The following is a 26,092-nucleotide window of genomic DNA, read 5'->3' as shown; positions in this document are numbered from 1 at the left end:
CCCTGAATCTGCTGGCGCGGAGTGTCAGGCTAATCGGGTTTTGACTGTTGGGGCTGCTACGCAGCCCAGCGGGAGCAAGCTCCCTCGCCACAAAAGCCAGCGCTTGCTACATCACTGTTCCCAATCAGCCTTGGCAATCTGCAAGCCATGCAACCCCTTGTACGCCGCCCGCTCAGGCTGGCTCCAGCCCGCCAGCAAGGAATCCTCCAATCGATAGATCTCCACCCCCAGCGGACGGCAGACACTGAGGGGATCCTGCGCATCCGGCCCCCACATCGCGAGCGACAGATCGCCGCCGGGGCAAGTGGACAAGGCACACAGCAAATCGATCTCGGCAAAAAACTCCAAATAATCGCCCTTCTTCGCCGGACAGGCCTTCATGAAGTACATGTCATCATGATTGAGCCCAGTACATTGGAAAATATTCAACACATCGTGCACATCGAACTCGGTCAGGCCATGGGGTAATACGGCACGGGTCAGGTTCGAGTGGCAATGATGGTGAAAATCCTCGCCGGTGAGCATCCTGTTCACGTACGGATCACAGCGCGTACCCAGCAGATCGTGCAACCGTCCACCGTGCTCGTCGATGCCATAATCGGCCAGACTGTCATCGGTAATGGTCACCAATGGACGCAAGAATGGCAGGTTCGACCACAACCGATCATGAGTGCTGACATGAGCGCCCTGCAGCTGACGCGTGCGCGCAGCCCACAGGCGTTCCCGTGGATCGTGGGCATTCCACACGTTGAAGTCCCCTACCTGCGGGCCCACCGGAGTCGTAACACGGAACACATGCCCGGCGGGTACGTGCCAAGCGCGGCCGGTACGGATGGGGACCTCGAACTGTTCGATCAGGGTGCGCTTGTCCTGCTGGGTTCGGATGCGGTCGTAGAAGGGTTTGTCCACTTGCAGGGCCGAGCCTTTGCTGACTTGGTAGGCGGCTGGGTAGTTTTTGTGCATGGGGTGGGTCCTTGATCTGAGGTGGTTGGCGGGGACGAAGCTCCAAAAGGCGGATGGTCGAACCTAGACCAAGACGCATCCGATCATCGTTTTAAGTGGCATTGAGCCAAAATGCAAAAAGGCCAGTCATATTTCGACCGGCCTCTTTCACCATCACACCTCAGTTCACTTCCAGCTTGTCACGATTCCTGTCGAGAATCGCCTTGCCAATCCCCTTGACCTCCAGCAACTCCTCTACTGAAGAGAAGGCTCCATTACTCTCGCGAAACGCAACAATCGCATCAGCCTTGGCCTTGCCTATCCCCGCCAGCTCGCGTTGCAGCGTAGCGGCGTCCGCCACGTTCAGATCCACCTTGGCGCCTTGCGGTTTAGCCGACAGTTCCAGTGCCTGCGGCGGCGCCGTCGTCTCGAGCTTGACCGCGGGCGCAGCGATAACAGCTATAGAGGCGCTGGTCAGAAGGGCAAAAACCAGAGAGTAGAAATAGCCTGTACGCATAAGTGACGCTCCATGACATCGTTAAGAGAGAAGCAGCTTTTCCGAAGCTGCTTCTCAAACTTAGGCGACGATAGGGGACTGTCAAAAGTGTGTACGTTACAGGGTGTGTAACAATCAGGGTTCGAGGCGGCGCTGCTGGTAGATCCAGTCGACGATCTCACCGTCCGGGGCGTAGCCACTGACGGTGTCACGCAGCAACTGACGGACTCTCGCGTAGTCATCGTGTTCGATGGCAGCCAGCAGCTCCGTCAGGCGGGCCTTAAGCACATCCCAAGGCAGGTGATCTTCGTTGGCACTCATGATCATAGGGTGCGAGGTTGCAACGACGTTATCGCCAATCAGCAACTCCTCGTACAACTTCTCGCCAGGACGCAGACCTGTGAACTCGACCGAAATGTCACCATGAGGGTTCTTTTCCGAACGAACACTCAAGCCGGACAGGTGAATCATCTTCTCCGCCAGCTCGACAATCTTCACCGGCTCGCCCATATCCAGAACGAATACATCTCCACCCAAGCCCATGGAACCGGCCTGAATCACCAACTGCGCGGCCTCGGGAATGGTCATGAAATAACGCGTGATCTTGGGATGCGTAACGGTTAAAGGGCCGCCGGACTTGATCTGCTTATGGAATAGGGGAATAACCGACCCTGACGAGCCCAGTACATTGCCGAACCGGACCATGGTGAAGCGGGTTTTATTAACCCGCGAGACATTGGATTTATCGCCAAACAGCACTGGCGCCAGTTCACGGCTCAGGGCCTGCAAGGTCAGCTCTGCAAGGCGCTTGGTGCTGCCCATTACATTGGTCGGGCGCACCGCTTTATCCGTAGAGATCAGCACGAAGTTCGATACGCCTGCCTGCAACGCAGCCTGTGCCGTATTCAACGTACCGATCACATTGTTCAGGACGCCTTCGGCGATGTTGTGTTCGACCATCGGCACATGCTTATAAGCGGCGGCGTGATAGACCGTGTCGACATTCCAGGTCTTCATCACGTCCAGTAACTTGTGCTGATCGCGCACCGACCCCAAGATGGGTAGCAAGCGGACAGACAATGATTCCCGAGCAATTCGCGGCTCGAGTTCAGACAGAATACTGTAGAGATTGAACTCACTATGCTCGAACAACAGCAGCGTAGTTGGCTTGAGTGCGAGAATTTGTCGACAAAGCTCAGAACCAATCGAACCTCCCGCGCCAGTGACCAGAACCGACTGCCCGGCGATGCAATGCTCAAGCAAATCGGCTTGAGCAGGCACAGGATCTCGCCCAAGAAGATCCGCAATATCCACTTCCTGAATGTCGTCGACCTTGACCCGGCCACTCGCCAGATCCATGAAGCCGGGAACACTGCGCACATGCAGCGGGAAACCTTCCAGCAACGTCAATATTTCACGACGACGACCTCGTGACGAAGACGGGATCGCCAGCAAAATCTCCTGCGCACCGGTCGCATCGATCATCTTTTGAATATGTTTGGGTTGGTAGACCTGCAGCCCGGCGATCACACGGTCTGCGATGCTGCGATCATCGTCGATGAACGCGACCGGACGCATCACCCGCCCCATGCGCAATGCCGCGACGAGCTGGTTACCGGCGGCACCTGCCCCGTATATAGCAACTTTGGGTAAGCCGTCGTCACGGTTAGTGAAGGGTACATGCTGGGCTGCGGTGAACCAGTCGCCGAGGAAATATTGGCGCATCATCAGGCGCATCCCGCCAATCATGATCAGGCTGAGCCACCAATAGTTGAAAATGATGGAGCGTGGGACCACGTTGGTGTGATTGCTGTACCAATACACCACCAACGCCAATAACAGGGCCGAAAGGCTGACGGCCTTACAGATGGTGATCAGCGCGTCATTACCGAAATAACGCATGACAGCGCGGTACATGCCAAAGCGAATGAAAATCGGGATAGCGATCAGCGGAGCGGATACGAAAAGCCATAGGTGCGTTTCGATCGGGCTGGCCAACGCCTCGACACCCAGTCGAACGAGGAACGCCAACCATAGGGCGGCCCAAACCAACACCACATCTGTGGCGACCTGAATTGCGCGTTTGTGACGCCTCGGCAAGCCTAGTAGAGCCGTTCTAAATTTACTCATGATCCCATCACGCACCTTCGCTAGCTCCTTAAACAATATCCGTTCCCCATTGGTGGCAGCCTCCTCGTAGAGCGTCGACGGAACCAACTGCTAACAAGGCCTGCCGATCCTGTAAAATGAGAAGGAATCTCTCCAACTCGCCGAGGCAAAACATGCCCACCAATATTACTAGAAGAAGATACGCCAGAACCGGACCCGGCGCACCCTCCCACTTGATCATATGCACCTAGCGCAGCCTAGGTATCTCAGCAAAAAGTAAAACTCACTTGCAAGCTATCAACGCACGAACCATCAGCGCTAGAATCCCTTGGTACGCTTGGGATTCGCAGTCTCGTCATAGACAGATCAATGCGCCCTCGCGGCTTTCAGCCGCCCCCTGTGACGACTCGGCCTTGTATAGAAAAGTCAAGAGTATGCCCCACAAAAACAAGACACCGATTGTATAGCTCGCCAATGGGACAGGCACGCGAAAGTAGTTTTGCAAATCAGTTAAACATTGACAGGTGAAAAATTATAAATGGTTTTTAGACAAGACATAAATGGCCTACGCGCATGGGCTGTCACCTTGGTTGTACTGTTCCACTTTGGCGTGCCTGTTTTTAGCGGGGGCTTCTTAGGAGTAGATATATTTTTTGTGATATCTGGCTTTTTGATGGCAGGCATACTAATAGAAAAATTAGAAAAAAGCTCTGCTCGAACCATCCCAAAGGAGATAATAACATTTTATCTCGCTAGAGCCAGAAGAATACTACCTGCGCTACTTATGTTATGCCTCACCGCCATAGCAGCAGGCTGGCTCTACTTATCCCCGACCAAATATGAAGCACTCGCCAACCAAGTAATCGCGGCAATAGGATTTTATTCAAACGCTTTATTTCTGACTCAAAGTGGATATTTCGATTCCAGCTCGCACGAAAAAATTCTTCTTCATACATGGTCTTTATCTGTGGAGTGGCAATTTTACATTGCGCTACCATTATACATGAGCACAATTTGGCTTTTTCGAAAAAGTAGGAGATGGCAATTCTCAGCGATTTTCGCTGCATGCGCCATGTCGTTTGGATATTGTTTGTATTTGGCCAATTCAAATCCCGATGCAGCGTTTTACTCTACATTCTCCAGAGCTTGGGAAATGCTAGTTGGCAGTCTAGTGTATTTTTTTACAGCAAGAAAAAAAACAGAAACCAAAGTCCTGACGACCTTTGGTTTCGTGGTTATAATCTTTTCCGCCACCATACTAAACACCAAATCGGCCTGGCCCAATATCACAACGCTTTTCCCGGTCATTGCCACAGCATTAATTATCTATTCAGGGTCAAATTCTTACTGGACGTCCGGCAGGCTGATTCAATACATTGGTGATCGCTCCTACTCTATTTACCTGTGGCACTGGCCGGTGGTAGTCGCAATAAAGTTCTTGGACTTCCCAAACTCCATGCTTACAGTAATGGCTGGGATTTCCTTGACATTGATTTTGGCCGAAATATCCTTCAAGTTAATAGAGACAAAGGCAAGAACCTCTTTTCTGCCTAGCAAACTCAATCCAGCATGTTTGGTTTCGTTAACACTGATTTTATTTGTGGTCTTGCTCGGCGACTTAATTCGTAATGCTGAAGGTTATCCAAATCGATTCCCAGCAAGCGCCTCTGATTTAGCTAAATATAGATTCCTTCCTGAGGAATACAGAGAAGGGCAGTGCTTCCTTCGGCCCAAGCAAACCTACGAAGCCTTCAATAATTGTGTTACTTCCGGGACAAATACTTCAAAAACGATATTACTCTGGGGAGACTCTCATGCAGCGCACCTGTACCCCGGGGTGCTGAACAACTTGCCAGAAAACAGAAGGATTGCACAATTTACAGCCAGTGGCTGCCCCCCATTTATCGGGATTGAAATTAACGAGCGACCAAACTGCAAGAACATTAACAAACTTGTGGAGGAATGGATTGTAAAAAATCAACCTGACGAGATTATTCTTGCCGCTCGATGGTCCAGATATAACTGGAAATCATTAAATGAAACATTAAGCCTTTTACGCAAACAGGGCATCAAAAAAATTATTGTTTTTGGGCCGACCCCTGTTTGGAGCGGAGTGCTTACTGACATCCTTTTAAAAAATGCATTACTGAATGGAACGAGCATTCCTGATAGAGAGCGACTCCATTTAATAAGCGATAATGGAGTAGATGAAGAAATTAGAAAAATAAGCCAAGAGCATGGTGCAGAATTTGTATCGATCAGACGAATTTTGTGCAATCCCGACGGTTGCATAACTTACCTGAATACAAAACACGGGCCCGTGCCTACGGCTTGGGATACAGCACATTTATCCTCGCAAGCTTCTGACTATCTCATTATGCATAGCCGGATATTTAAGTGACTTCCTGAAAGACAGTTCGCGATTAACTATGAACAACAACTGGATTCAGAGCCATTGACCTATATCTAAAGCTGATCTCCCGACTTTTCCAGGGCAACGGTTTCATGCAAGCCAATTCTAACGTCGAAAAAGCAGGGGCTGGTAGGAATGATGGTCACCTGCCGCTGATAGATCTGTGCATGGGGAATTACCTCATGCGACTCATGCCTGGATGTTTAATACCGAAGCGGCCTATGCAAAAATAATGCATTATTAGTCGCATGGTAGAGCGCGGACCTACTTAACGTAGAGTGATACAGAAGCATCAGCCGTGAGCAAAAGGGGGTTGGCGAAGGCCACTCAGATTAAGGCGCGTTCTCACTCTCTAAATGGATTTTTTTCTTCGACCTAATCCAGTCGGTCAGTCCGCCAACACTCCTCATTGCAGGTTTTTCTATCAACCTGAAAGTCAAACCGCAAAAAAGTATCAGGACAGGAACAATTGATACTATTACCGCCCAATATTGTAAGGGTGTCAATTGGCGAGCACTCACACTCCCAAACACAAACTTGAAAAGCACAAACAACAAAACGCCATGAAGCAGGTAAATGCTATAAGCCATTTCACCCATAGCACGTGAAACTTTAAGCTCGAGCAGCCCGAAGAGATTATTCCCTCCAGCCACTAGACAGAATGCGACCACCAACAACAGCCTCGGCTCGCTTCCACTATAAATTGTCGGATAGTGCATCACCGTGAATGCGAGAGCCCCAACCACAATACAGGCCGCCAATTTTGAAGCAGCAAAAGTAGTAAAGCGGTCGTAGCGGACAAGAATAGACGCCCCCATCCCACCTAAAAACAACCAGCCAAAATCAACGCTATAGCCATATAAATTAAATATATATATCGCTAAAACTGTTAGACACAAGTACTGGAAAGGCGGTCGACTCCCTACCACCAGCGCAATAACTGGCAAAAATAAATAGAAAAACCATTCATAGGGTAGCGTCCATGTAACTCCGGCATTAATATACCTCGTACCTAACAAACCATTTAAATCGGGCGCTCCAAAAACTCTGAATCCAATCCATTTCAGCGCACCTATTAGATTTTTTTCCAATGGCTGCGCTGGCCCATCCTTAGTGACCACCCACACTATAATGAATAATATAACAATAAAAAAAAGATAAAGAGGCATTAGCCTCAAGAAGCGAGAAACGTATAAGCGAAGCCAATCAAAACCGCCCTTCCGGCCCTCTAATAGCTTATTAAAAAAAAGAAATCCTGTAATCATGAAGAACAAAGCAACTGAAACCTGCCCAAAATGCACAAAAAGCCTAGAGGGAGGTAACGCCCAATTACCCGACTGCAAATAGTAGTACCATATACAAGAATGATGAAGGAACACAAAAAAAGCTAGATAGCCTCGCAAACCATCGATAGTTACGAATCGACCAGAGGAAGAAACCGTTACCAATTTATTCGCAATCAAGTGGGTCGATAATAACGCGACCATAACTGCTGCTAACGCAGCAAATACACCTATAATATCCACTTTCTCACGTACTTCCTAAAGTAACCAACGGAGCGATCTGTATAGTAACTGTTTTTTCTGGCAGAGCATGTCATTCGCAGTTTTTTCCGGGGTGATCACATCAATATCCCCCAGCGCACGACGACATTGCCCTCCCAGGACCTGGCTTCACCATAAAAATACAATCTACATCGCAATGAAACGCGCCACCCAAAATCTCAAGGACGTACCTCGGTAGTTTCCAGCCCACCGCCATTAAACTTAATCGCCAGCGCAATTAACGGTACATAGGCAATAACCAGTGCCAGGGAACCTTCGACCTGAGACAACACCGTCCATGCTGCGAGTGGTAGCAACCAGAACACATTGATCGCCCCAACGGCCAAAGTGACCGGCAAATGTTTGCCGAATCGCCGAGATGCGAATTGATAGGCATGACTGCGATGTGCCTCATAAACTTTTTCGCCGCGCACCAGTCGGCGGATCAAGGTGAACGTAGCATCCACAATAAATACACCCAGCAAAATCAGCCAAGCCCAAAGCAGTTGCGATGAAGCTCCGGCGGCTTGAATTGATATGATCCCCAACACAATTCCCAGAAAACCGCTGCCCGCATCCCCCATAAAAATTTTAGCTGGCGGAAAGTTCCAACACAAAAATCCTAGCACGGCCATAGCAAGCAACAAGGGGATCCAAATTAGCTCGTTCATTCCAACCAACCAATAAATCAGACAGGCACCCATACATGCACAAATCGCTTCGACACTGGCAAGGCCATCGATACCATCCATGAAATTATATAGATTGAGCATCCATACTAAATAAAAAGTAGCCAAAATGCTTCCGGCCCAACCCAGATCAAAGACCATGCCAAATACCCGGACTTCGGGCAGTCCTCCCAACCAGAACAACGCCCACGCCCCAGCACTAAAGTGTCCCAATAAGCGCCAGCGCGCGGCGATGTGGCCGTGATCATCCATAAACCCGACCACAGCAATCAAGGCGCCCGCCCCTCCTATTGCGATCACTCCTTCAATCGGGACAAATTGTGTCCATCCCAAAATCGGCAAAGTCAGCAGAAACGCCAGGACAATAGCGACCCCTCCTCCACGCGGAGTTGGTACGGAATGGGAGCTTCGGGCATTAGGAATATCAATAATGCTACGAACAAGCGCGTAACGTCTCAGACCGGCAGTTAACACAAAAGATAAAAAAAGGACGACAGGAATCAGCCACCAGAAAATCATTATTTTTTACTTTCCTTATAGTGCTCAGCTACGACTTTCAGTGCTTCGTTCACTGAAACGGGTGGCGCCCATTGAAGCAAGGAGCAGGTTTTACTGATATCTACCTGCAGAGAACCGCACAGCCGTTGAGCGAGTGATTGCTTACTCATCAGGTTAGCGGTGATGCTCAAAATTGCGCTGGGGATCGGTAAAAGACGCGCAGGGCGTCCCAACGCATTCGCCATACGACACAATAGCGCAGAGGTGGAAAGGTCTTCACCATCGCTAACGAGAAACGTCTGATTCCTAGCTCCGGGATGGTCGATGGTCGTGACCAATAGATCAATGAGGTTATCCAGCGCCACGAGACTGCGGCTGTTATGAATCGAACCAAAGGGCAACGGAATGCCCTTGTCCAGCCAGCGCATCATGTTTAGGAAATTAGCTTTCACGCCCGGGCCATAGACCAGTACCGGACGGATAATCACTATTTCCATCCCGGTCGTAGCAGCGATATCTCGCAAGCCTTGTTCGGCTTCCCACTTGGAAATACCGTAAGGGTCAACAGGTTCTGGAACATCATCGGCAGTATAAGGCCGACCTGGCTCAGTCCCTTCACCATTGACCTTGATCGAGCTGATAAAGATAAATCGCGTCACGCCCACATTTGCCGCGTGCCTGGCGAGATTGAGAGTTCCCTCTACGTTGATCTTGCGGAACTCGCTTAGTGGATCAACTGATTGCTCGCTCATCACGTGAACACGTGCGGCGCAATGCACGACCACCGCCTGCCCCCTGAGCGAGGGAGCCCAGTCATGAGTTGCCAAATCATCGAAAACCACTGACTCAACGCCATCGTCCAAGGTCACGTTGGCATCGCGTAAGGCCGCACGAACCTGATGGCCTGCTTTCACCAATCGTTTTGATGCGGCACGACCGACAAACCCGGTGATCCCGGTCAGGAACACCTTCATTTCGATATACCTCCTGCCGATAACACAATATCTTGCGCCAATGCCTGCATAATTTTCGTACGAGCAAAACGCTCGACAAATTCATGTCGAGGCTGGGTCACCATGCTTAAGGACGCAAATGCCGTGACAGCCCCCTCAACGTCACAGGGGCTAAACACCGCAGCATTCGGTACATGCAGGCGAATAAACTCAGCCGAGTAGCCGGCCACGCCGGCCCAGATCGGCTTACCCAAAGCTGCATACTCAAAGAGTTTTGACGGCAGGACCTTGCGAAAAGCCTCGTAATCGTTCAAATGAAGAAACAGCACATCAGCTTCCTGGTACGCCGCAATGAGCGCATCACGGCGAACAGGCGGGAGTATTTCAACATTGCTGCACGCGGCGGACTCAATCGCGCTCTGTAGCTGTGCTCGACGCCCGCCGTCACCAATGCAGCGAAACTTCAGGCGTCCCTTAAAGCGTTGGGAAACTTGCGGAATTATTGTGTGCAGCCCCTGCCCTTCACCCATGTTACCGGCATAAAGCACGGTCAACTCACCCTCTTCACTTGGTTTTACTTCCAAGGGTTGAGTCTCAATGAACTCTTCATCAATACCATTCGTGAAAACGACAAACTGGCTTCGCGGATAACGACTCTGAAAATACGGCAAAAAACCCGCAGATACCACATTCACGCGCGTAGCAGCGTTAATGGTCAAACGCTCAACCATAGAAAACAAAGGTTTGAGTAGCCATGTCACTTTAGCCGGAAGCACGTCCTTGATCGTGTCGACAAAAATATCCCGTATATCCAGATACAACGGGGATCCTGTTCGCTTGGCTACCAACGCCCCCAACGACGCAGTCATCAGGCGCGACGAAGTCGCATATATAACATCATATTCCTGTTTACGGGTGATCTTGAGAACAGCCTTGAGATAACCAAAAAAAGCCCGTGATTGATCAACCATACCGCTGTTGTGCTCCGACAGCGCGATACGTCGGACCGTCAATCTCGGATGCTGTTCGAGCAACGGCGCCTCAAGTGAAAAGCTGTTGTAGCGGTTGGGCTGGGTGGTGATGACCTCAACGCTGGCGTCTTCTGGCAGGGTATCAAGTAACGCATTCACGAGCGCGGTAGTGCGAAACGAGCCAGCCGACAAGTCAGGTTGGTAGTAAAAACTCAACAGCAATACTTTCAAAATCAACTCCAACGTATATGCGTGGTCAGCGAGCGACTGCTGAATACTGCTTCAATGCACTGATTGACTACTGTGCAACCGAATTCGGGATGCCAAGTCGAAGCAATAATGCGCACCTGATCAGCACCCGATAGCTCGATCACGACTTTTTTGCCAGCGCCCATGTTGGCAACGAAACCGGAAGCCTCCTGAGAGAACGTCACATCGGGATGAATGTAAAGACGGGATACTGCGACAAATTGGTCGCTTGTCACTTGATCCATCATCTCCAGCGCTTCTGCGGTAAAAGTCCAGGTTCGTCGATGAAGCGGACTGCCGCTAAGACGCCGATAGCCATCGTGACTAGCCTGAATGCAGGCCAACCCATCCTGTAGGTCAAAGCGCTCAATGGTAGGTCTTGCACGCTTGGCAACGCGAAATCCGGCCCAGACCTCAGAAGAATTCTGTCCAGCGACTTCAACTGTACTGTGAGCACAAGTGCTGCGTTGCCGCTGGCGTTCGGCGCCTTCCCCATACTGAGACGTACCCGAGTTAACCACCAGGCGCTGCCCAAAGACGCTCAGCTCAAAACTCAGCGTATCAGCATGTGCATGCCCAGGTTGATAGTCGGGGCCAACCTGAGCCAAATCAAGCAAAGCCTTTACACCCACCCTCGGCGTTACGACGGCGTATCCGGTAGCTGAATTGAGGAAAGCAACCGGCCCCCGGATACTCGGGACAGCCGGGATACCAAGCAACGCGGCGTAGCCCTCAATGTGTATCGCGTCAGGAGCAATTCCGAATGCGGCATCGTTGAAAAAACCGATCTTGCCATCTGGATGCAGCATGCTACGCAACCATACCAAGCCTCGCGCAACCACAGCCTGCCAATGGGGCAAACATGCGCCCAAGACTGGTAATCCCGAACGTTGGGCAAGATTGACCAGATCACACATGTCCCACAGAAGCGTCGCGTGATACATCGGCGATAGTTCAAAATGGCCGCCGTCTTGCAAAAACTGCTCAGAGATTTCCTCATCAAGAATCTGCAAACCCTTGGCCAACCAGCCATCTGCCTCGGCGCCCGACAGATAGGCGCCGGCAAACACAAGGGCCTTACCATTGGCGAACAGATGATTGCCCAGGATGTGATATTCCACTTGCTGCGCCAATGCATCCGCCTGGGCGGCCAAGCTATCTAACCGAGATCCAGCCAGAGATTCATTGCGAGCAAGCCACTTGACGAGGTTAACGATGCGCAACGAAAGTGGGTAAGGTTCCCAACCGTCGCCGGTGACCGGGGGATTCGCGCCGGTCCAGTTCTGAATAAGGGACTCTGCGAGCCCCGGCATCGTATCAATATCTTTCGCATTCAAATCGTCGAGGTAGTGCAGATTGTAAAGCCAGAGCTTACTGTGGTGCCCTGCATGCCAATCTGCCGGATTCCGTACCCGCCCTTTTACCCCAAGGAAAGTGAAGTCAACGCCATCCCCAGTCGATAGTTTGCTCCATGCCGGCGCTGACCAGGCGGAGCCCCAAGACCGGGCAACAACATTACGGTATTCACGTGAGCGAACCCGAGCAAAACGATAGTACAGACGAAACACCACCTGCCTCAATGTGAGATACCGGACGGTATTGAACAATCGACTGACCCTGTGAAATACCATACCCGCGATCAACCTTTCTGGTTACGCAATAGAGCGGCTACTTCCACAGATACCCGAGCAACTTCAATGATTTCCTCGAAAGCGATAATCGGCTTTGTGCCCTTCTCAATGGACTGCAGGAATGCGCTTGCACATTGGCGTTGGCCCTTATCTTGCTTCCACAGATTGAGCTTACTGAAACCAGGCCAACCATATCCTTTCAGTTTACGAAAGTTGTCCAGTTGGAGTACTCGACCGGCAGTGAACACTTCGACTCGTTCTTTGGGGAAGCTGGCAGCACCGTTCGCCAAGTACAAGATCGTTCCAAACGAGCCATCTTCAAAACCCAGGGTTATGGACGCCTTGTCCTCGCATACTTCAACCGCCGCGGAGTCGCCCATCCGTCGAGCCTGGATGGAAACGATCTGACAACCTGCCAAGTAGCGCATCAGATCAATAAAATGACAAGCCTCACCAATGATCCGGCCGCCACCAGTAGCAATGTCCTGGGTCCAATGGCTGGAAGGAATGGCGCCGGCATTCATAGTCATAATGAATGTTTTAGGCTCTTTTACGGCCTCCAGCAGACTCTTCATTTTCTGCACTTGAGGCGCAAAGCGACGGTTGAAGCCCACCATTAACTGTGGCCCGCTACCTTGCTGATGGGCCACCTGATAGGCGGCCCGTACCTCATCCAGTTCGGTCTCTGTAATTGCCAGAGGTTTTTCGACAAATATGTGCTTACCAGCCAGCAGGGCCTTGGACACGAACCGTGCATGGCTGTCATGGCGAGTCACGATTGCAACGGTATTGATCGCCGAATCCGCCAACATCTTGTCCATATCAGTCGAGGCTTGGGCGAAACCGGCTTTTTCACCATGGATGACACTGTTGATGCCACCGGCAGTGACAATCGTATGGAGCTGCGCGCCAGCGGCCTTGAATGCAGGAATCAGTACCCGAGAAGCATAGTTGCCAGCACCGATGAACCCCATGACTGGGCGCTGCGCATCAAACGTGCCAGCGCTTGAAAGCGGTACCTGGCGCACGGCACGTTCGGCCGTCTCTGCGGTGTATAACAGCAGCATTCCGAGGCCAGACTTATCCTGCGTCAGGGCGGCATATGCATCTGGCGCGTCCTCGAATGCGAAGCGATGGGTAATCAGCGACTTCACTTCCAACTGCCCGCTGTCAAGCATGTCCAGTACTGCTTCGAAATTACGCTGCTGCGTCCAGCGCACGAATCCCAACGGATAGTCTTGCCCCTGTTCTTCATACTCGGGGTCGTAACGTCCAGGCCCATAGGAGCAGGAAACTTGGAAGCTCAATTCTTTCTCATAGAAATCAGCGCGATTGAGCTCCAGGCCAGTCACCCCCACGAGGATGATTCGCCCGCGCTTACGGCTCATCCGCGCTGCCTGGGTCACCGGGTCGTTGGATTTGGTCGAGGCAGTAATGATTACCCCATCGACACCTTGACCACGACTGAAGGCCATGCCTGCAGCCACAGGATCTTCGCCTTTACCTGGGTTGCAAACCTGCGCGCCATACTTACGAGCGAGTTCAAGTTTCGCTTCATCGAAATCGATCGCCAGCACCCGGCAGCCATGCGCCCGTAGCAGCTGCACTGTGAGCAAGCCAATCAGGCCCACCCCAGTAACCACAAAGGCTTCACCCAGCGTGGGTTGTGCCAAGCGAATGCCCTGCAAACCAATACTCGCCACCACCACGAACGCCGCCGACTCATCGTCAACCGTGTCAGGAATACGGGCGCAAAGATTCTTCGCCACCTTCACGACATCGGCGTGGGGGCCGTTGGAAACCACTCGATCCCCCGCCTTGAGACCCTCCACCCCAACTCCAACCTCTGCAACCACACCCACATTGCAGTAACCAAGAGGAAGTGGCTGGGCAAGCTTGGACTGCACAGCTTCAATCGTGGTCATGAGACCATCAGTTTTGACCTTCTCCAGCACCATCCTGACTTTCTCAGGCTGTTGGCGGGCTTTGTCCAAATAGGACGCCTTGCCGAAACCGACCAGCATCCGCTCCGTACCCGCCGATATAAGCGACACACTGCTATTAATGATCACATGCTCACGGGATGCCTGCGGCGCGGGGGCAACCGTCACGGTTGTGCCGCCCTTGGCCATATCTTGAAGAATCTGCTTCATACCACCCTCAGCACAAAAATATTATTCACAACCCAAGCGATAAACTTCGGTAGAAAGGTCATTCACCTTGTTACCGATTGAATAAGCGAACAAGGTGTTATCACGGGCGACGCCAGAGAGCCAGAACTGGATTAGATGTCCGATCTGAAGGCTTGGCCATCGAAAAACAAAAAAAAATCAAGCGTTTCACAGGCGTAATACACGAACCATTGATATTGAGCAATAATTCGGACGCTTCTTCACCATCACAGCAAGTCGGTAACCTGATGCTATTGAAAAAACCTGCGTATCTGCTGCATGAAGCTGGCCCTTCCCGGCCGGAAAAGCGACACAGGTACGGATAAACCGATTGCCCCAAATTGCCCTATCTCGTCAGAACCCTCTTGGCCATCAGGTTGCTACCGGAATGCTCAAAATCCTAACCCGCATCTAGACAGCCATGCTACAGAACGGGGATCAAGCCATGAAAGTAACTAATTTAACCAACGGAGAGGAGCAAACCATTCACCAATTGGCGCCCTTACGACGCTGATAGATGCGTACAGGTTCGTCCTACCGATTATCAAAGTATCCACTAAAACAGATACCATCGTCAAAACCTTGAGCACGCTAATGAAAGTAATACCCAAAAAGGTACGCCTCCCCTTAAACTCACAATGCAACAACCGCTGAAAACGCCGCCACTCCAATCACTACACCCGCCCCTTATAAAAATGAGTATAAAGGTAATCGTATGACTTTTTATGCTCACCACAAATGAAGTCAAAATTCACCTTTGATGTCGAGGCGTGTTCTTTATCAAAAACTCGCAACCCGGGAACATGTTGAATACTAAGATTATGCCTAAGCAGTTGTTCGGCAACAAATACCTCCTCCCCAAACAAAAAACGTGGATAGGCAACATCTGCGCCTTTGGTAAAGTAACGTCGGGTGAATACCATGAACGAACCATGCGCTCCATACATCGGAGACCGGGTCGGAACGACCACCTTTGTCGTGCCAGCTATCCTGCGATCACGTTGTTGCGTGCGGGAACGCGCTCGCTCACGCATGCGCGCTAATTTCATGTAACCGCGGAACAGAACGACACTCGAACACACTATACGCATAAAGTTAATTTTGCGCGCGGTGGGACGACGTGCAATCTTCGGGTTCAGGTCGCGACCATCTCTATCGGAAAAGATACCTGCGGCGACCAATCCCGTCTCACTGCCCACTGACTGAGTCAGCAGGACTGAAAAAAAATCCTCGGCGACAACTAAATCAACGTTGCACACAATAACAAAATCATAGTCTTCAGCCCTACGAGCTTGGTTCGCAAAAGCTTTATTAAATGCAGGGAAATAACCAACATTATCATTCTTCATATACGTAAATGAGTACGCATACTGCCGGGAAGCGATATTCATAGAAGGCGCAATGGTTGAATTATCCGCTAGAACAACCTCAAGAGCGAAGTCAGGACAAGCACGAAATGCGAGATCAACGGAATCCAAAAATCGCACTGCATCCTCGTGAGCATTATAACAAACTGGAACAATGCAAATTTTTTTTAGCATATCAGCGAACCCCTCATCAAAACCAGACCCTTATACATATCCAACTTCACGAACAGTCAAATACTTATAAAAAATAATCGCAAACAGAACCAAGACTCTCGGTTCAAAGAAAAAATTCAACGCCACCGCAGATATTAGAGCGTAAATAAGCGTAACCATTAAAATCTTCCCATACAAGCCTTCACTTGAAAAAAATAAAAAACCTCGCATTAGAAACGATCCTAACACCCCCACAAAAAAAGCCAGCCCGACAAGCCCATAGTTAACCAACACATATATATAATCACTATCATAGGGCAAATCATTAACCCCGTAGTGTTCCAAACCAGAGCGTCCCACACCAAACAAATAAAGTACAAATGAGTTTTCCACAAAAAACACATTCAGCATTTGCTGCCAATTTTCGAAGCGAGACTGCAAAGAAGAAATCTCCCCCCCTTGCTCTGACAACCGAACATATTCAGGAAACAAAAACAAAATTTGATCCTTAAATAATATCGCACCAACCACAACGACAGCGAAAAACAACACCGCCACCAACTTACTTTTATAACTAGCATGAGCAACAAACAACAACACAACAAAAGCACTACCTATGCCAACTGCGATTAATGCAGTTTTAGACTGACTGAGAACCATAGTAAAAAGTGCGAACACGCACAAAAAAATTCGTTTATAACCCCCGCCCCCAAAAAAATAGAGCACAAGAAAGTAAGAAAACAAAAACAAACTTAAAACACTTTGCTGGCCAGGCCCAGCGGACAAACCAAGAGCACGCGGAGAACTATAACTTAGAGAATTATCAATATGATGCTTCGTGTTATACAAATCAGTAAGCTCGCGGACCCCAAAACTATAAACCCCCAAATACTGTAAAAACGAAACAAGAAGATTAACAACAACAAACACGGAAAACAAAACTTCAAGATCACGCCCTCTCAAGCGCACCCCAAAAAAAATCACTGTACCAAAAACAAAAACCTTCAATAATTCTTTAAAGTCCTCAGCATTAGCAAAATACATCACCCTAAACAAAGACAACATCAAAAAAAAACACATACACCCAACATAAATATAAAGACTTTGGGAGCGCCAAGGAAATCTCCCCCCAGCACCAAAAGCGAGCAACAACAAACCAAAAGCGAGCGCCGCATAAAAAACATAGAACGAATTGGTTGGTACAAATAGCACCACCATAGCAAATATACTACTTGTTGCATAAGCCCTCTCACCCAAAAAAGGCTTTCCAAATATAATTCGCATCAAGACACCATACATATAGAATAGTTAGTAACAGCAGCACCCATAATCCAAAGCGAGTTACCTCTCTTCATAAAAACCCACTACTTTCCGACACAACCTACTACCATGCTATTCACCAGCCACTTTCTTATACTTATAAATAAATGCTATCAACAAAAAAATTTCCGCCAAAACAAAAGCTAGCGCAGACCCAAAGGCGTCAAAAAAATACGACGCCACCAGTGAAAACAGAAAAAATGATGCCCCTACCGCAAATACGGTAACAGCAAAATAAGCTTGCGCACCTATCAGGCTCAACCCAACGACTCCGAACATAGCGTTCGCAACACCAAAGATAACAGCTGGCGCCATCAGAACAATAAGGATAATTGCCTCATCATTAAACCCTGGCAATATGCCCTGGGTGTGGCCGACATGGATAGTGAGCACACCGAGCGGTAGTATAACGAGCATCATATAAATCTGTAGGCGCGTATTATCCCAGATTAGCTTAAACGCCCGTAAATGAGTTTTCTGCTCAATTGCCAGCAGCGACCAAGCTTTCATAGCCTTAGGCATAAATAGTTGATTAAGAGGCCGCGCCAACGCCTGAATACTCTTTATCACCTTCTCAGCCACAGCATAGGCAGAGACCGCAGCGCTATTGGAAACACCTGCCAGAATCAGAATGTTTGCCCCTCGAAAGAGCGCTACTGATATATTGCCGAAAAACAAATGCCGCCCCTCGCGGAGCAAAGAGATTATTCCGTTAACACTAGCTGAACCTATACGTCCGGCACCTAAACGGGAAAGCAAAAAAATAAAGGCTGCAACACCGGATGCCAGAAAACTGCCCGCCAATATCATTGACGCAAGTAAAATATCAGCAGCACCGTCAATAAAAAAATAGGTCGCAAATACCGCACAAAATCGTGAAATCAATACAAAAACTGCCAACGGGACGTTATTTTCAACCGTCTGGAAATAATAGTTGCACTGAAGAATCATACCCAACACGAAGCACAACCACACCAGCAGAACCGCCGCCCCTCCATCAGCAAAGGCGTAGTAAGCGCCAGCCAATGGTAGAGCAGAAGCCATAAACAGCACGATGCGCGCCCCAAGAATATTGAAAAAACATTCAGCTTCCGCCGATGCGCCACCTTGCTTTCTGGCTTCGACAATCGAATGCACTCCACTGGTATCGAAGCTGTACAGGCATACGGTCAATACATAGAACGCCATCGCTTCAGCCACAACCAGCTCAGCGAAAGCGTCTTTGCCCAGCACGGTAAGCAAAAAAGGAAACACCAGAAGCGGAAATAGGGCGTTGGCACCTTGTATTGAAACCAGTGCTAGACCATTTGTCAGATTTTGGTTAATACGCACTACAGTGCTTCCCGCTTCCAGTGCCTGATGAGGAAGGCTCACATGCAACCAATATGAGGCCCTTCAAGGTGGACTGAAACAATTTCATGATGAAGCCTTCCTCAATATTCCAGGCGGGTGCTCAGGGCGAGTCGACTTTCGGAACTTAGCCATCAACCGCCCTGTTCGCTTAGCTCTACGTCCGCAAATGCACGCTTTTAGCAAGTGGATCGGTCAACTTGCGTTCAAGCAGACCAGACGCCACGCGTATCAACAACCTCGTGAGAGGCCAGAATACTCGAGGGAATTTTTTTGAAAGCCTTGTGATCAACCAGAAGCACGATGACATCGGCATTTGCGATTGCCGACTCGATAGTCACTAACTGAAGTTGACCGGCCAGTTGCTTCGGCAACTCTTCAATATTAGGTTCAACGGCAATAACCGGTCCTGGGTGAGTGGCAAGAATTTTCTGTGTGATCGCGACGGCCGGGCTTTCGCGCAAGTCGTCAATATCTGGTTTAAACGCCAAGCCCAGACAGGCAATCGTCACATCGAGAGCAGTCTTGTGCGGGTTTGCCTGGAGAAACTCGGCAACCGACAGTTTAGTTTTTTCCAGTACCCATTCAGGCTTGCTGTCGTTGACCTCGCGCGCCATTCGAATCAAACGCGCTTCATCTGGCGTTTTGCTTACAATGAACCAAGGGTCAACCGCAATACAGTGTCCCCCGACTCCCGGCCCGGGCTGCAGAATATTGACGCGGGGGTGGCGGTTAGCCAGGCGAATCAACTCCCAGACATTTATCTCCAACTTGTCGCATATCATCGACAGCTCATTGGCAAACGCAATGTTGGTGTCACGAAAACTGTTTTCGGTCAGCTTGCACATTTCCGCTGTCCGCGCATTAGTGATCACGCACTCACCTTCGACGAATATCTGATAGAGCGCTACTGCCGCCGCAGAGCATTTCGGTGTCATGCCACCAATCACACGATCATTCTGCACAAGCTCACGCAGAACATAACCAGGCAGCACCCGCTCGGGGCAATGGGCAATACGAATATCGGAGTCTTCTCCGCGGTCCTGAGGAAAGCTCAAGTCAGGACGCGCGGCAGCTAGCCAAGCCGACATCTGCTCCGTCGCACCTACAGGCGAAGTGGACTCCAAAATAACCAAGTCGCCCTTCTTCAGCGCCGGCGCAATGGCCTTGCTAGCAGACTCGATGTACCCAAGATCCGGGGTGTAATCCTCGTTGAAAGGCGTTGGAACGGCGATCAAAAATGCGTCCGCAGGTTCCGGTACCGTCGTCGCGCGCAGATAACCATTAGTCACTGCGGCGTGTACTACCATGTCAAGATCGGGCTCGACAATATGAATACTGCCCTTGTTGATAATCGCAACCGTATTCGGATTGACGTCGACACCGATGACCTGCTTCTTGCGCGAAGCGAATACGGCTGCGGTAGGAAGCCCGATATAGCCGAGGCCGACAACGGAGATGGTTTGAAACGACATGATGTTCCTTACTGCAGCTTGAACTGAGAAACAGGGCCAGATCCAACACGTGTCACCTAATGCGGAAACAGCTCCTGGCGCCTGAATGACGGATGACTTGATTATTTGCCCAATGTCAGCAAAGCGGCCAAGATACGTTTGCATGCATCACCTTCGCCATACGGATTATGGGCATAGCTCATGCTAGCGTACGCGACGGGGTCTTCCAGTAGTCGATTGAGTTCTTCGACGATGTGCTCCGTTTGCGTACCTACCAGTTTCACCGTTCCCGCAGCAACAGCCTCGGGCCGTTCTGTAGTGTCTCGCATGACCAGGACCGGCTTACCCAGTGATGGCGCCTCTTCCTGGATACCACCCGAATCGGTGAGGATGATATGCGAGCGACTCATCATGTAAACGAAAGGCAGATATTCCAGCGGTTCGATCAAGTGAACATTGTTAATCCCTGCTAGCAGCCGGTTGACCGGCTCGCGTACATTAGGATTCAGATGTACGGGGTATACAATATCTACGTCGGGATGAGCCTTGGCAACTTCAGTCAACGCCTGGCAGATCCGCTCGAAGCCCCCGCCAAAACTCTCCCGTCGGTGACCTGTCACCAAAATCAACTTGCGATCTGGGTCGAGGAACGCGGCTGGTGCAGCAGCCCGAGCTCTGAGATCGCTGTCCTGATCAAGTCGATTGACCACATCCAACAACGCGTCGATGACGGTGTTCCCAGTAACCACAATCCTGTCGGGGCTGATACCTTCGCGCAACAGGTTAGCCTGAGAAGTCGACGTTGGAGCAAAATGTAGATTAGCCAAGGCACCGGTTAATTTGCGGTTACCCTCTTCTGGCCACGGCGAATAAAGATTACCGGTGCGCAAACCAGCCTCGACATGCGCCACTGGAATCTGCTGATAGTATGCGGCAAGGCTTGCAGCAAAAGTCGTGGCAGTATCGCCGTGGACCAGGACGACATCCGGTTGAAACTCGGCAAATATAGTTTTCATACCCTGCAGGATCGACATAGTGACGTCCGTCAGATCCTGGCCAGCCCTCATGATATTCAAATCATAGTCGGGCTGGATCGCAAATAACCCCAAAACCTGATCCAACATTTCACGGTGTTGACCAGTAACACAGACCTTGGCCTCGAAGCGCCCATCAGCTGCAAGCGCAAGGGCCAGCGGGGCCATCTTGATCGCCTCGGGACGAGTACCAAAAACACACAATGTCTTCACACCAAAAACTCCAAATTAGAAACTCAAGTATATCCGGACTTGTCTCATCCACCGCTCTCAGCCAAGGTGGCAAGCATCACTACGACGAATGGCCGCCCTTGCCACGTTCATCCTGACGATTATTTACGCGATGTCTGCTCCGCTTCGGGTCGGAAGACACAGGATAAAAACCAAACAAATCGTCCGATCATACTGATGAGCCAAATGCGTTCGAGCCCCAAAAACACAGATGTTAAAAAACCCGCCATCGCGTTTTTTTTCAGCGATGGCAGGTCCATAATATTAACAAGCGATTTGTGCATGCTTCATAAGCAGACAGGATTCAACGGACATTTTTATCCTCTGGGTAAGTCACGAACCAAGAAGAGTCGGAAAAATGCAATCAACCCACCCAAGACTAAGCCAGCAATAAATCCTAATATCACAATCAACACCTTGTTTGGCTTGATCGGACTCTGCGGCACTTCAACACTTCCGTCCTGCCGGTAAACCGAAAGACCCTCAGGATCAATGTTCAATTTACGATAGAAGTTGTATCTCATTTGCAACGACCGTAAATCCTTAATAAAAGCATCGTCGGAAGACCTGGACTCTAACGCATTGATTTCCGCCGCCAATGCCTTACTGCCCCGCTGGTAATCCATCTTATTGCCCGTTTCTACGGTGATATCAACTGCGGCGGTGGAGTTAATGGCTGGGGATGTCAGACCGATGGACTCAGCAATCTTCAACGCTTCGCGCAGCTGTTGAATCCGATCCTCGCGTACGCGCTGCGCATTCTCGCGCAAGCTGACAATCCTCTGCTCCAAATTTCGAGCCCTGACCGACGCTTCAGCCGTGACGTTCTTGATCAACTCCGACTCTGCAGCCTCACTGGCACGCTGGACATAATTCCTTGCCCATTCCGTGGCTCGAACAGGATCTACACCCTGAACTGTAATCGAAAAGCGATCAGGCGTACCCTTACCAGGCCCCCGTATCGCCAGTTCTCGGGAAAAACGCTCGTATAGGCGATCAAGCGCCCCCTTTCGTTCAGCCTCACTCAGAGACGGAAGATAGACCTCATTAAAAAATTTCTGACGAAGAGACTCACCCTGAAGATTCCGAGCAAATACATCGTAAACATACTTGATGGAATAAATATTCAACTCCGTACTTTTCCCACGACCATAATTCAACTCAGCAATATCATTCTGAGTAGGTGGCATGATAAAAAGCTTGGCTTCATAGACAGGCTTGCTAAGGAAGGCGTAAAGGCCGGCCCCAACAGTAACCAGAAGAGTGATACCCAGAATCAACCACTTCTGAGCCCAGAGCCCCCGAACAAGTTCGATCAGATCAATTTCATCATCACGACGCGCATCAATACGATCATTTTGCATGGAAAGCCTCGCTTGGCAGCGCGTTTGTGTACACACCAAACGCATCAAAAGGCAAGACGGGCAAGGCCGCGTCGGACTGAGCGGCAAACTGAGTTAGATTAAATACGAACAAAACGCACCCAAAGTCAGAAAAAATTGTAGACAGTGATCCTTACCAAGACTGCTGGGCCACACATCCATTTATTTCAATCGCCTACGCACCCCCATGAACCACGCGAGCAACGGGCCAACCATCATACCAGCGAGAAGTGACACTAGCACGCAAACTGAAACAGGAAGTTGCGGAGCCGACCAGCCCAGGAACAACAGCGCGACAGGTTGGGTATTTTCAAGCACGAACAGAACGATGGCTGCGGCCACTAGCAACGCGAGCACGACAAGAGAAAAACGTTTAAAGCTGCGCATGAATTCCCCCTTGCATAGACGCCTCCTTACAGGTCATCCCCCTCCTCCTCATTGACGCGATCCCTGAGTTCCTTGCCCGGCTTGAAATGCGGAACAAATTTACCGTCCAGGCTCACGGATTGGCCGGTTTTGGGATTGCGACCGACACGCGGCGCACGGTAATGGAGAGAGAAGCTGCCGAAGCCACGGATCTCGATGCGGTCTCCGGTCGCCAGGCACTGGGACATTTGCTCAAGCATGGTCTTGATGGCCAGCTCTACATCTTTAGATGAGAGTAGCCCTTGATGGGTGACAATTCGTTCGATCAACTCCGACTTCGTCATATTTTTCCCTTCTTTTTCAAGCAGCTAGGAAAATCGCTTGAAAAGGTTTTAGCATGACCGGAAGATTTTGAACAGCCCAAGTCTTGACATATCTTCACCCTGTCGTATTTGCCCCATTTCTGCACAAGCCTTGCACTTGAGCGCATTCAGCGACAAATGACCAACATTGTGCGGGTCAGGTAGCCTGCTGGATTGAAGCCGAATGGGTATTGATCTTCATCCTTGGCATCATCGGAGCGAGTGATGACTTTGTACCCTGCGCCCTTGCACTCCTTCGCAGCGCGCTTGTGGCATTTTTCCCAGCCCGATCCCAGGCCGGAACAATCGACCTCAATGCCACTGACGCCACGCACTGCATGGGTCTTGGCACTTGTGGTGCAACCTGCCAAGGCCAATACCGCGAATACCAGGATGAGCCTGTTCATTCGTCTCCTTAAATAGCCTGCACCCGACTGGGTGGTATCTGACCTGACGCTATCGCGAGCAGGCCCGCTCCCACATGAGCCCGGGGAGACTAGGGCATCCGCAGTCTAGCCCTGAGTAGGTGATTGATCTGCTTAAAGAAAGAGACAGTTTGATTGCAGGATTGGTTTCACTGCCGAGCCAGACAGAGGAGCCAACTTACAAACAGGCCAGTTTTTGCCGAATCGCGCCCACAAAAAAGGGCGACCGAAGTCGCCCTTTTTCTATGGTCTGACAGAACTCAGTTCTGCTTTTCCATTTGTGCACGCAGCAGGTCGCCCAGAGTGGTAGGACCAGCAGCAATGTCAGAGGTAGCTGGCTTGTCGCGCAGGCTCTGGATTGCTTCTTTCTCTTCAGCATCGTCTTTCGACTTGATGGAGAGCTGGATTACGCGGCTCTTGCGGTCAACGCTGATGATCTTGGCTTCTACTTCTTCGCCTTCTTTCAGAACGTTGCGCGCGTCTTCAACGCGGTCACGGCTGATTTCGGAGGCTTTCAGAGTCGCTTCGATATCGTCGGCCAGGGTGATGATGGCGCCTTTAGCGTCAACTTCTTTCACGATGCCCTTAACGATTGCGCCTTTATCGTTCTCTTGAACGTACTCGGAGAACGGATCGCTTTCCAGTTGCTTGATGCCCAGGGAGATGCGCTCGCGCTCTGGGTCAACCGACAGGATAACGGTGTCCAGCTCGTCGCCCTTCTTGAAGCGGCGTACGGCTTCTTCGCCCACTTCGTTCCAGGAGATGTCGGACAGGTGAACCAGACCGTCGATGCCGCCGTCCAGACCAATGAAGATACCGAAATCGGTGATCGACTTGATGGTGCCGGAGATTTTATCGCCCTTGTTGAACTGGCCAGAGAAATCTTCCCATGGGTTAGATTTGCACTGCTTGATGCCCAGGGAGATACGACGACGCTCTTCGTCGATGTCCAGAACCATGACTTCCACTTCGTCGCCGACTTGTACGACTTTCGAAGGGTGGATGTTCTTGTTGGTCCAGTCCATTTCGGAAACGTGTACCAGACCTTCAACGCCTTCTTCCAGCTCAGCGAAGCAGCCGTAGTCGGTGAGGTTGGTAACACGAGCGGTGACGCGGGTGCTTTCTGGGTAACGGGCTTTGATAGCAACCCATGGATCTTCACCCAGCTGCTTGAGGCCCAGGGAAACACGATTGCGCTCGCGATCGTACTTCAGAACCTTGACATCGATCTCGTCGCCAACGTTGACGATTTCCGAAGGATGCTTGATACGCTTCCAGGCCATGTCGGTGATGTGCAGCAGGCCATCGACGCCACCCAGATCGACGAATGCGCCGTAATCGGTGAGGTTCTTGACGATACCCTTGACCTGCTGGCCTTCCTGCAGCGATTCCAGCAGAGCTTCACGCTCGGCGGAGTTCTCGGCTTCCAGGACACTGCGACGGGAAACGACAACGTTGTTGCGCTTCTGGTCCAGCTTGATGACCTTGAATTCCAGCTCTTTGCCTTCCAGGTGCGTGGTGTCGCGCACTGGACGGACGTCAACCAGGGAACCTGGCAGGAACGCACGGATGCCGTTAACGTCGACAGTGAAGCCGCCTTTAACCTTACCGTTGATAACGCCCTTGACCACTTCCTCAGCTGCGAAAGCCGCTTCCAGAACGATCCAGCATTCAGCGCGCTTGGCTTTTTCACGGGACAGCTTGGTTTCACCGAAGCCATCTTCAACCGAGTCCAGCGCAACGTGAACTTCGTCACCGACGTTGATGTTCAGTTCGCCAGCGTCGTTGTAGAACTGCTCAAGCGGGATGAGTGCTTCAGACTTCAGACCAGCGTGAACGGTTACCCAGCGAGCTTGGTAATCGATATCAACGATAACACCGGTGATGATGGAGCCTGCCTGAAGGTTCAGGGTTTTCAGGCTTTCTTCAAAGAGTTCCGCAAAGCTTTCGCTCATTTTAATTCCTGTTGATTAGGGCGAAGA

The 26,092-nt window shown here is 50.6% G+C and carries 20 protein-coding genes; 1 reads left to right on the top strand and 19 read right to left on the bottom strand.

Annotation, left to right across the window (positions count from 1 at the left end; all coding sequences use genetic code 11):
• Positions 1–111: 111 nt before the first annotated feature.
• From QOM08_RS08290 to QOM08_RS08280, 3 genes are all read right to left on the bottom strand, one after another.
• Complete coding sequence (locus tag QOM08_RS08290) at positions 112–963, bottom strand: urea carboxylase-associated family protein (RefSeq protein ID WP_173407181.1); 852 nt, start codon at positions 961–963, stop codon at positions 112–114.
• Positions 964–1,123: 160 nt separating this feature from the next.
• A complete protein-coding gene (locus QOM08_RS08285) occupies positions 1,124–1,459 on the bottom strand; it encodes a helix-hairpin-helix domain-containing protein (RefSeq protein WP_316912807.1) in 336 nt (111 codons plus the stop codon).
• Between the two features lie 114 nt (positions 1,460–1,573).
• Positions 1,574–3,568, bottom strand: coding sequence for a nucleoside-diphosphate sugar epimerase/dehydratase (locus QOM08_RS08280; protein WP_316913221.1), 1,995 nt, complete (start codon positions 3,566–3,568; stop codon positions 1,574–1,576).
• A 517-nt stretch (positions 3,569–4,085) separates the two neighbouring features.
• Between QOM08_RS08280 and QOM08_RS08275 the strand changes: the two genes are divergently transcribed.
• Positions 4,086–5,948: an acyltransferase family protein gene (locus QOM08_RS08275; RefSeq protein WP_316912806.1), complete on the top strand. Its 1,863-nt coding sequence runs from the start codon at positions 4,086–4,088 to the stop codon at positions 5,946–5,948.
• A 344-nt stretch (positions 5,949–6,292) separates the two neighbouring features.
• Here the strand turns inward: QOM08_RS08275 and QOM08_RS08270 are convergent, their stop codons facing one another.
• From QOM08_RS08270 to rpsA, 16 genes are all read right to left on the bottom strand, one after another.
• On the bottom strand, positions 6,293–7,486 hold the full coding sequence (locus tag QOM08_RS08270) for an acyltransferase (protein WP_316912805.1): 1,194 nt from the start codon (positions 7,484–7,486) through the stop codon (positions 6,293–6,295).
• Between the two features lie 197 nt (positions 7,487–7,683).
• Positions 7,684–8,712 carry a glycosyltransferase family 4 protein gene (locus QOM08_RS08265; protein ID WP_316912804.1) on the bottom strand — a complete coding sequence of 343 codons (1,029 nt, stop codon included), beginning with the start codon at positions 8,710–8,712 and terminating at the stop codon, positions 7,684–7,686.
• Positions 8,712–9,665, bottom strand: a complete 954-nt coding sequence (locus QOM08_RS08260; protein ID WP_316912803.1) for an SDR family oxidoreductase — start codon at positions 9,663–9,665, stop codon at positions 8,712–8,714. The genes QOM08_RS08265 and QOM08_RS08260 overlap by 1 nt, the downstream gene beginning before the upstream one ends.
• Entirely contained in the window at positions 9,662–10,846 is a 1,185-nt protein-coding gene (locus tag QOM08_RS08255) for a glycosyltransferase family 4 protein (RefSeq protein ID WP_316912802.1), read from the bottom strand. The genes QOM08_RS08260 and QOM08_RS08255 overlap by 4 nt, the downstream gene beginning before the upstream one ends.
• A 2-nt stretch (positions 10,847–10,848) precedes the next feature.
• Positions 10,849–12,432 (bottom strand): alginate lyase family protein, encoded by a 1,584-nt coding sequence (locus tag QOM08_RS08250; protein ID WP_316912801.1) that lies wholly within the window; start codon positions 12,430–12,432, stop codon positions 10,849–10,851.
• A 71-nt stretch (positions 12,433–12,503) separates the two neighbouring features.
• Positions 12,504–14,648: a bi-domain-containing oxidoreductase gene (locus tag QOM08_RS08245; RefSeq protein ID WP_316912800.1), complete on the bottom strand. Its 2,145-nt coding sequence runs from the start codon at positions 14,646–14,648 to the stop codon at positions 12,504–12,506.
• Between the two features lie 692 nt (positions 14,649–15,340).
• Positions 15,341–16,207 carry a glycosyltransferase gene (locus tag QOM08_RS08240; RefSeq protein WP_316912799.1) on the bottom strand — a complete coding sequence of 289 codons (867 nt, stop codon included), beginning with the start codon at positions 16,205–16,207 and terminating at the stop codon, positions 15,341–15,343.
• Positions 16,208–16,237: 30 nt separating this feature from the next.
• Positions 16,238–17,470 carry an O-antigen ligase family protein gene (locus tag QOM08_RS08235; protein WP_316912798.1) on the bottom strand — a complete coding sequence of 411 codons (1,233 nt, stop codon included), beginning with the start codon at positions 17,468–17,470 and terminating at the stop codon, positions 16,238–16,240.
• Positions 17,471–17,578: 108 nt separating this feature from the next.
• Positions 17,579–18,838, bottom strand: a complete 1,260-nt coding sequence (locus tag QOM08_RS08230; protein ID WP_316912797.1) for an oligosaccharide flippase family protein — start codon at positions 18,836–18,838, stop codon at positions 17,579–17,581.
• A 224-nt stretch (positions 18,839–19,062) separates the two neighbouring features.
• The gene (gene wecC, locus QOM08_RS08225) at positions 19,063–20,331 is read right to left on the bottom strand and encodes a UDP-N-acetyl-D-mannosamine dehydrogenase (RefSeq protein ID WP_316912796.1); all 1,269 of its coding nucleotides are present in this window, start codon (positions 20,329–20,331) and stop codon (positions 19,063–19,065) included.
• A 101-nt stretch (positions 20,332–20,432) separates the two neighbouring features.
• Positions 20,433–21,512, bottom strand: a complete 1,080-nt coding sequence (gene wecB, locus QOM08_RS08220; protein WP_410479137.1) for a non-hydrolyzing UDP-N-acetylglucosamine 2-epimerase — start codon at positions 21,510–21,512, stop codon at positions 20,433–20,435.
• A gap of 380 nt (positions 21,513–21,892) precedes the next feature.
• Positions 21,893–22,939 (bottom strand): LPS O-antigen chain length determinant protein WzzB, encoded by a 1,047-nt coding sequence (locus tag QOM08_RS08215; RefSeq protein WP_316912794.1) that lies wholly within the window; start codon positions 22,937–22,939, stop codon positions 21,893–21,895.
• 180 nt (positions 22,940–23,119) lie between these two features.
• A complete protein-coding gene (locus QOM08_RS08210) occupies positions 23,120–23,344 on the bottom strand; it encodes a LapA family protein (RefSeq protein ID WP_316912793.1) in 225 nt (74 codons plus the stop codon).
• Positions 23,345–23,370: 26 nt separating this feature from the next.
• Positions 23,371–23,667: an integration host factor subunit beta gene (ihfB, locus tag QOM08_RS08205; protein WP_047226313.1), complete on the bottom strand. Its 297-nt coding sequence runs from the start codon at positions 23,665–23,667 to the stop codon at positions 23,371–23,373.
• A 146-nt stretch (positions 23,668–23,813) separates the two neighbouring features.
• Positions 23,814–24,092 carry a hypothetical protein gene (locus QOM08_RS08200; protein WP_076385780.1) on the bottom strand — a complete coding sequence of 93 codons (279 nt, stop codon included), beginning with the start codon at positions 24,090–24,092 and terminating at the stop codon, positions 23,814–23,816.
• 278 nt (positions 24,093–24,370) lie between these two features.
• The gene (gene rpsA, locus QOM08_RS08195; protein ID WP_014337228.1) at positions 24,371–26,065 is read right to left on the bottom strand and encodes a 30S ribosomal protein S1; all 1,695 of its coding nucleotides are present in this window, start codon (positions 26,063–26,065) and stop codon (positions 24,371–24,373) included.
• Between the last annotated feature and the right edge of the window lie 27 nt (positions 26,066–26,092).

Origin of the sequence: Pseudomonas sp. P105 (genome assembly GCF_032614175.1) — a bacterium.
GTDB lineage: Bacteria > Pseudomonadota > Gammaproteobacteria > Pseudomonadales > Pseudomonadaceae > Aquipseudomonas > Aquipseudomonas rhizophila.
The sequence above is the reverse complement of the archived record's forward strand: the minus strand, read 5'-3'. Positions and strand labels throughout refer to the sequence as shown.

Excerpts from the sequence above, each read along its gene's own strand:
- QOM08_RS08290 (WP_173407181.1), bottom strand. The coding sequence starts at position 963 with ATGCACAAAAACTACCCAGCCGCCTACCAAGTCAGCAAAGGCTCGGCC.
- QOM08_RS08285 (WP_316912807.1), bottom strand. The coding sequence starts at position 1,459 with ATGCGTACAGGCTATTTCTACTCTCTGGTTTTTGCCCTTCTGACCAGC.
- QOM08_RS08280 (WP_316913221.1), bottom strand. The coding sequence starts at position 3,568 with ATGAGTAAATTTAGAACGGCTCTACTAGGCTTGCCGAGGCGTCACAAA.
- QOM08_RS08275 (WP_316912806.1), top strand. The coding sequence starts at position 4,086 with ATGGTTTTTAGACAAGACATAAATGGCCTACGCGCATGGGCTGTCACC.
- QOM08_RS08265 (WP_316912804.1), bottom strand. The coding sequence starts at position 8,712 with ATGATTTTCTGGTGGCTGATTCCTGTCGTCCTTTTTTTATCTTTTGTG.
- QOM08_RS08260 (WP_316912803.1), bottom strand. The coding sequence starts at position 9,665 with ATGAAGGTGTTCCTGACCGGGATCACCGGGTTTGTCGGTCGTGCCGCA.
- QOM08_RS08245 (WP_316912800.1), bottom strand. The coding sequence starts at position 14,648 with ATGAAGCAGATTCTTCAAGATATGGCCAAGGGCGGCACAACCGTGACG.
- QOM08_RS08240 (WP_316912799.1), bottom strand. The coding sequence starts at position 16,207 with ATGCTAAAAAAAATTTGCATTGTTCCAGTTTGTTATAATGCTCACGAG.
- QOM08_RS08235 (WP_316912798.1), bottom strand. The coding sequence starts at position 17,470 with ATGCGAATTATATTTGGAAAGCCTTTTTTGGGTGAGAGGGCTTATGCA.
- wecC (WP_316912796.1), bottom strand. The coding sequence starts at position 20,331 with ATGTCGTTTCAAACCATCTCCGTTGTCGGCCTCGGCTATATCGGGCTT.
- wecB (WP_410479137.1), bottom strand. The coding sequence starts at position 21,512 with ATGGCCCCGCTGGCCCTTGCGCTTGCAGCTGATGGGCGCTTCGAGGCC.
- QOM08_RS08215 (WP_316912794.1), bottom strand. The coding sequence starts at position 22,939 with ATGCAAAATGATCGTATTGATGCGCGTCGTGATGATGAAATTGATCTG.
- QOM08_RS08210 (WP_316912793.1), bottom strand. The coding sequence starts at position 23,344 with ATGCGCAGCTTTAAACGTTTTTCTCTTGTCGTGCTCGCGTTGCTAGTG.
- ihfB (WP_047226313.1), bottom strand. The coding sequence starts at position 23,667 with ATGACGAAGTCGGAGTTGATCGAACGAATTGTCACCCATCAAGGGCTA.
- QOM08_RS08200 (WP_076385780.1), bottom strand. The coding sequence starts at position 24,092 with ATGAACAGGCTCATCCTGGTATTCGCGGTATTGGCCTTGGCAGGTTGC.
- rpsA (WP_014337228.1), bottom strand. The coding sequence starts at position 26,065 with ATGAGCGAAAGCTTTGCGGAACTCTTTGAAGAAAGCCTGAAAACCCTG.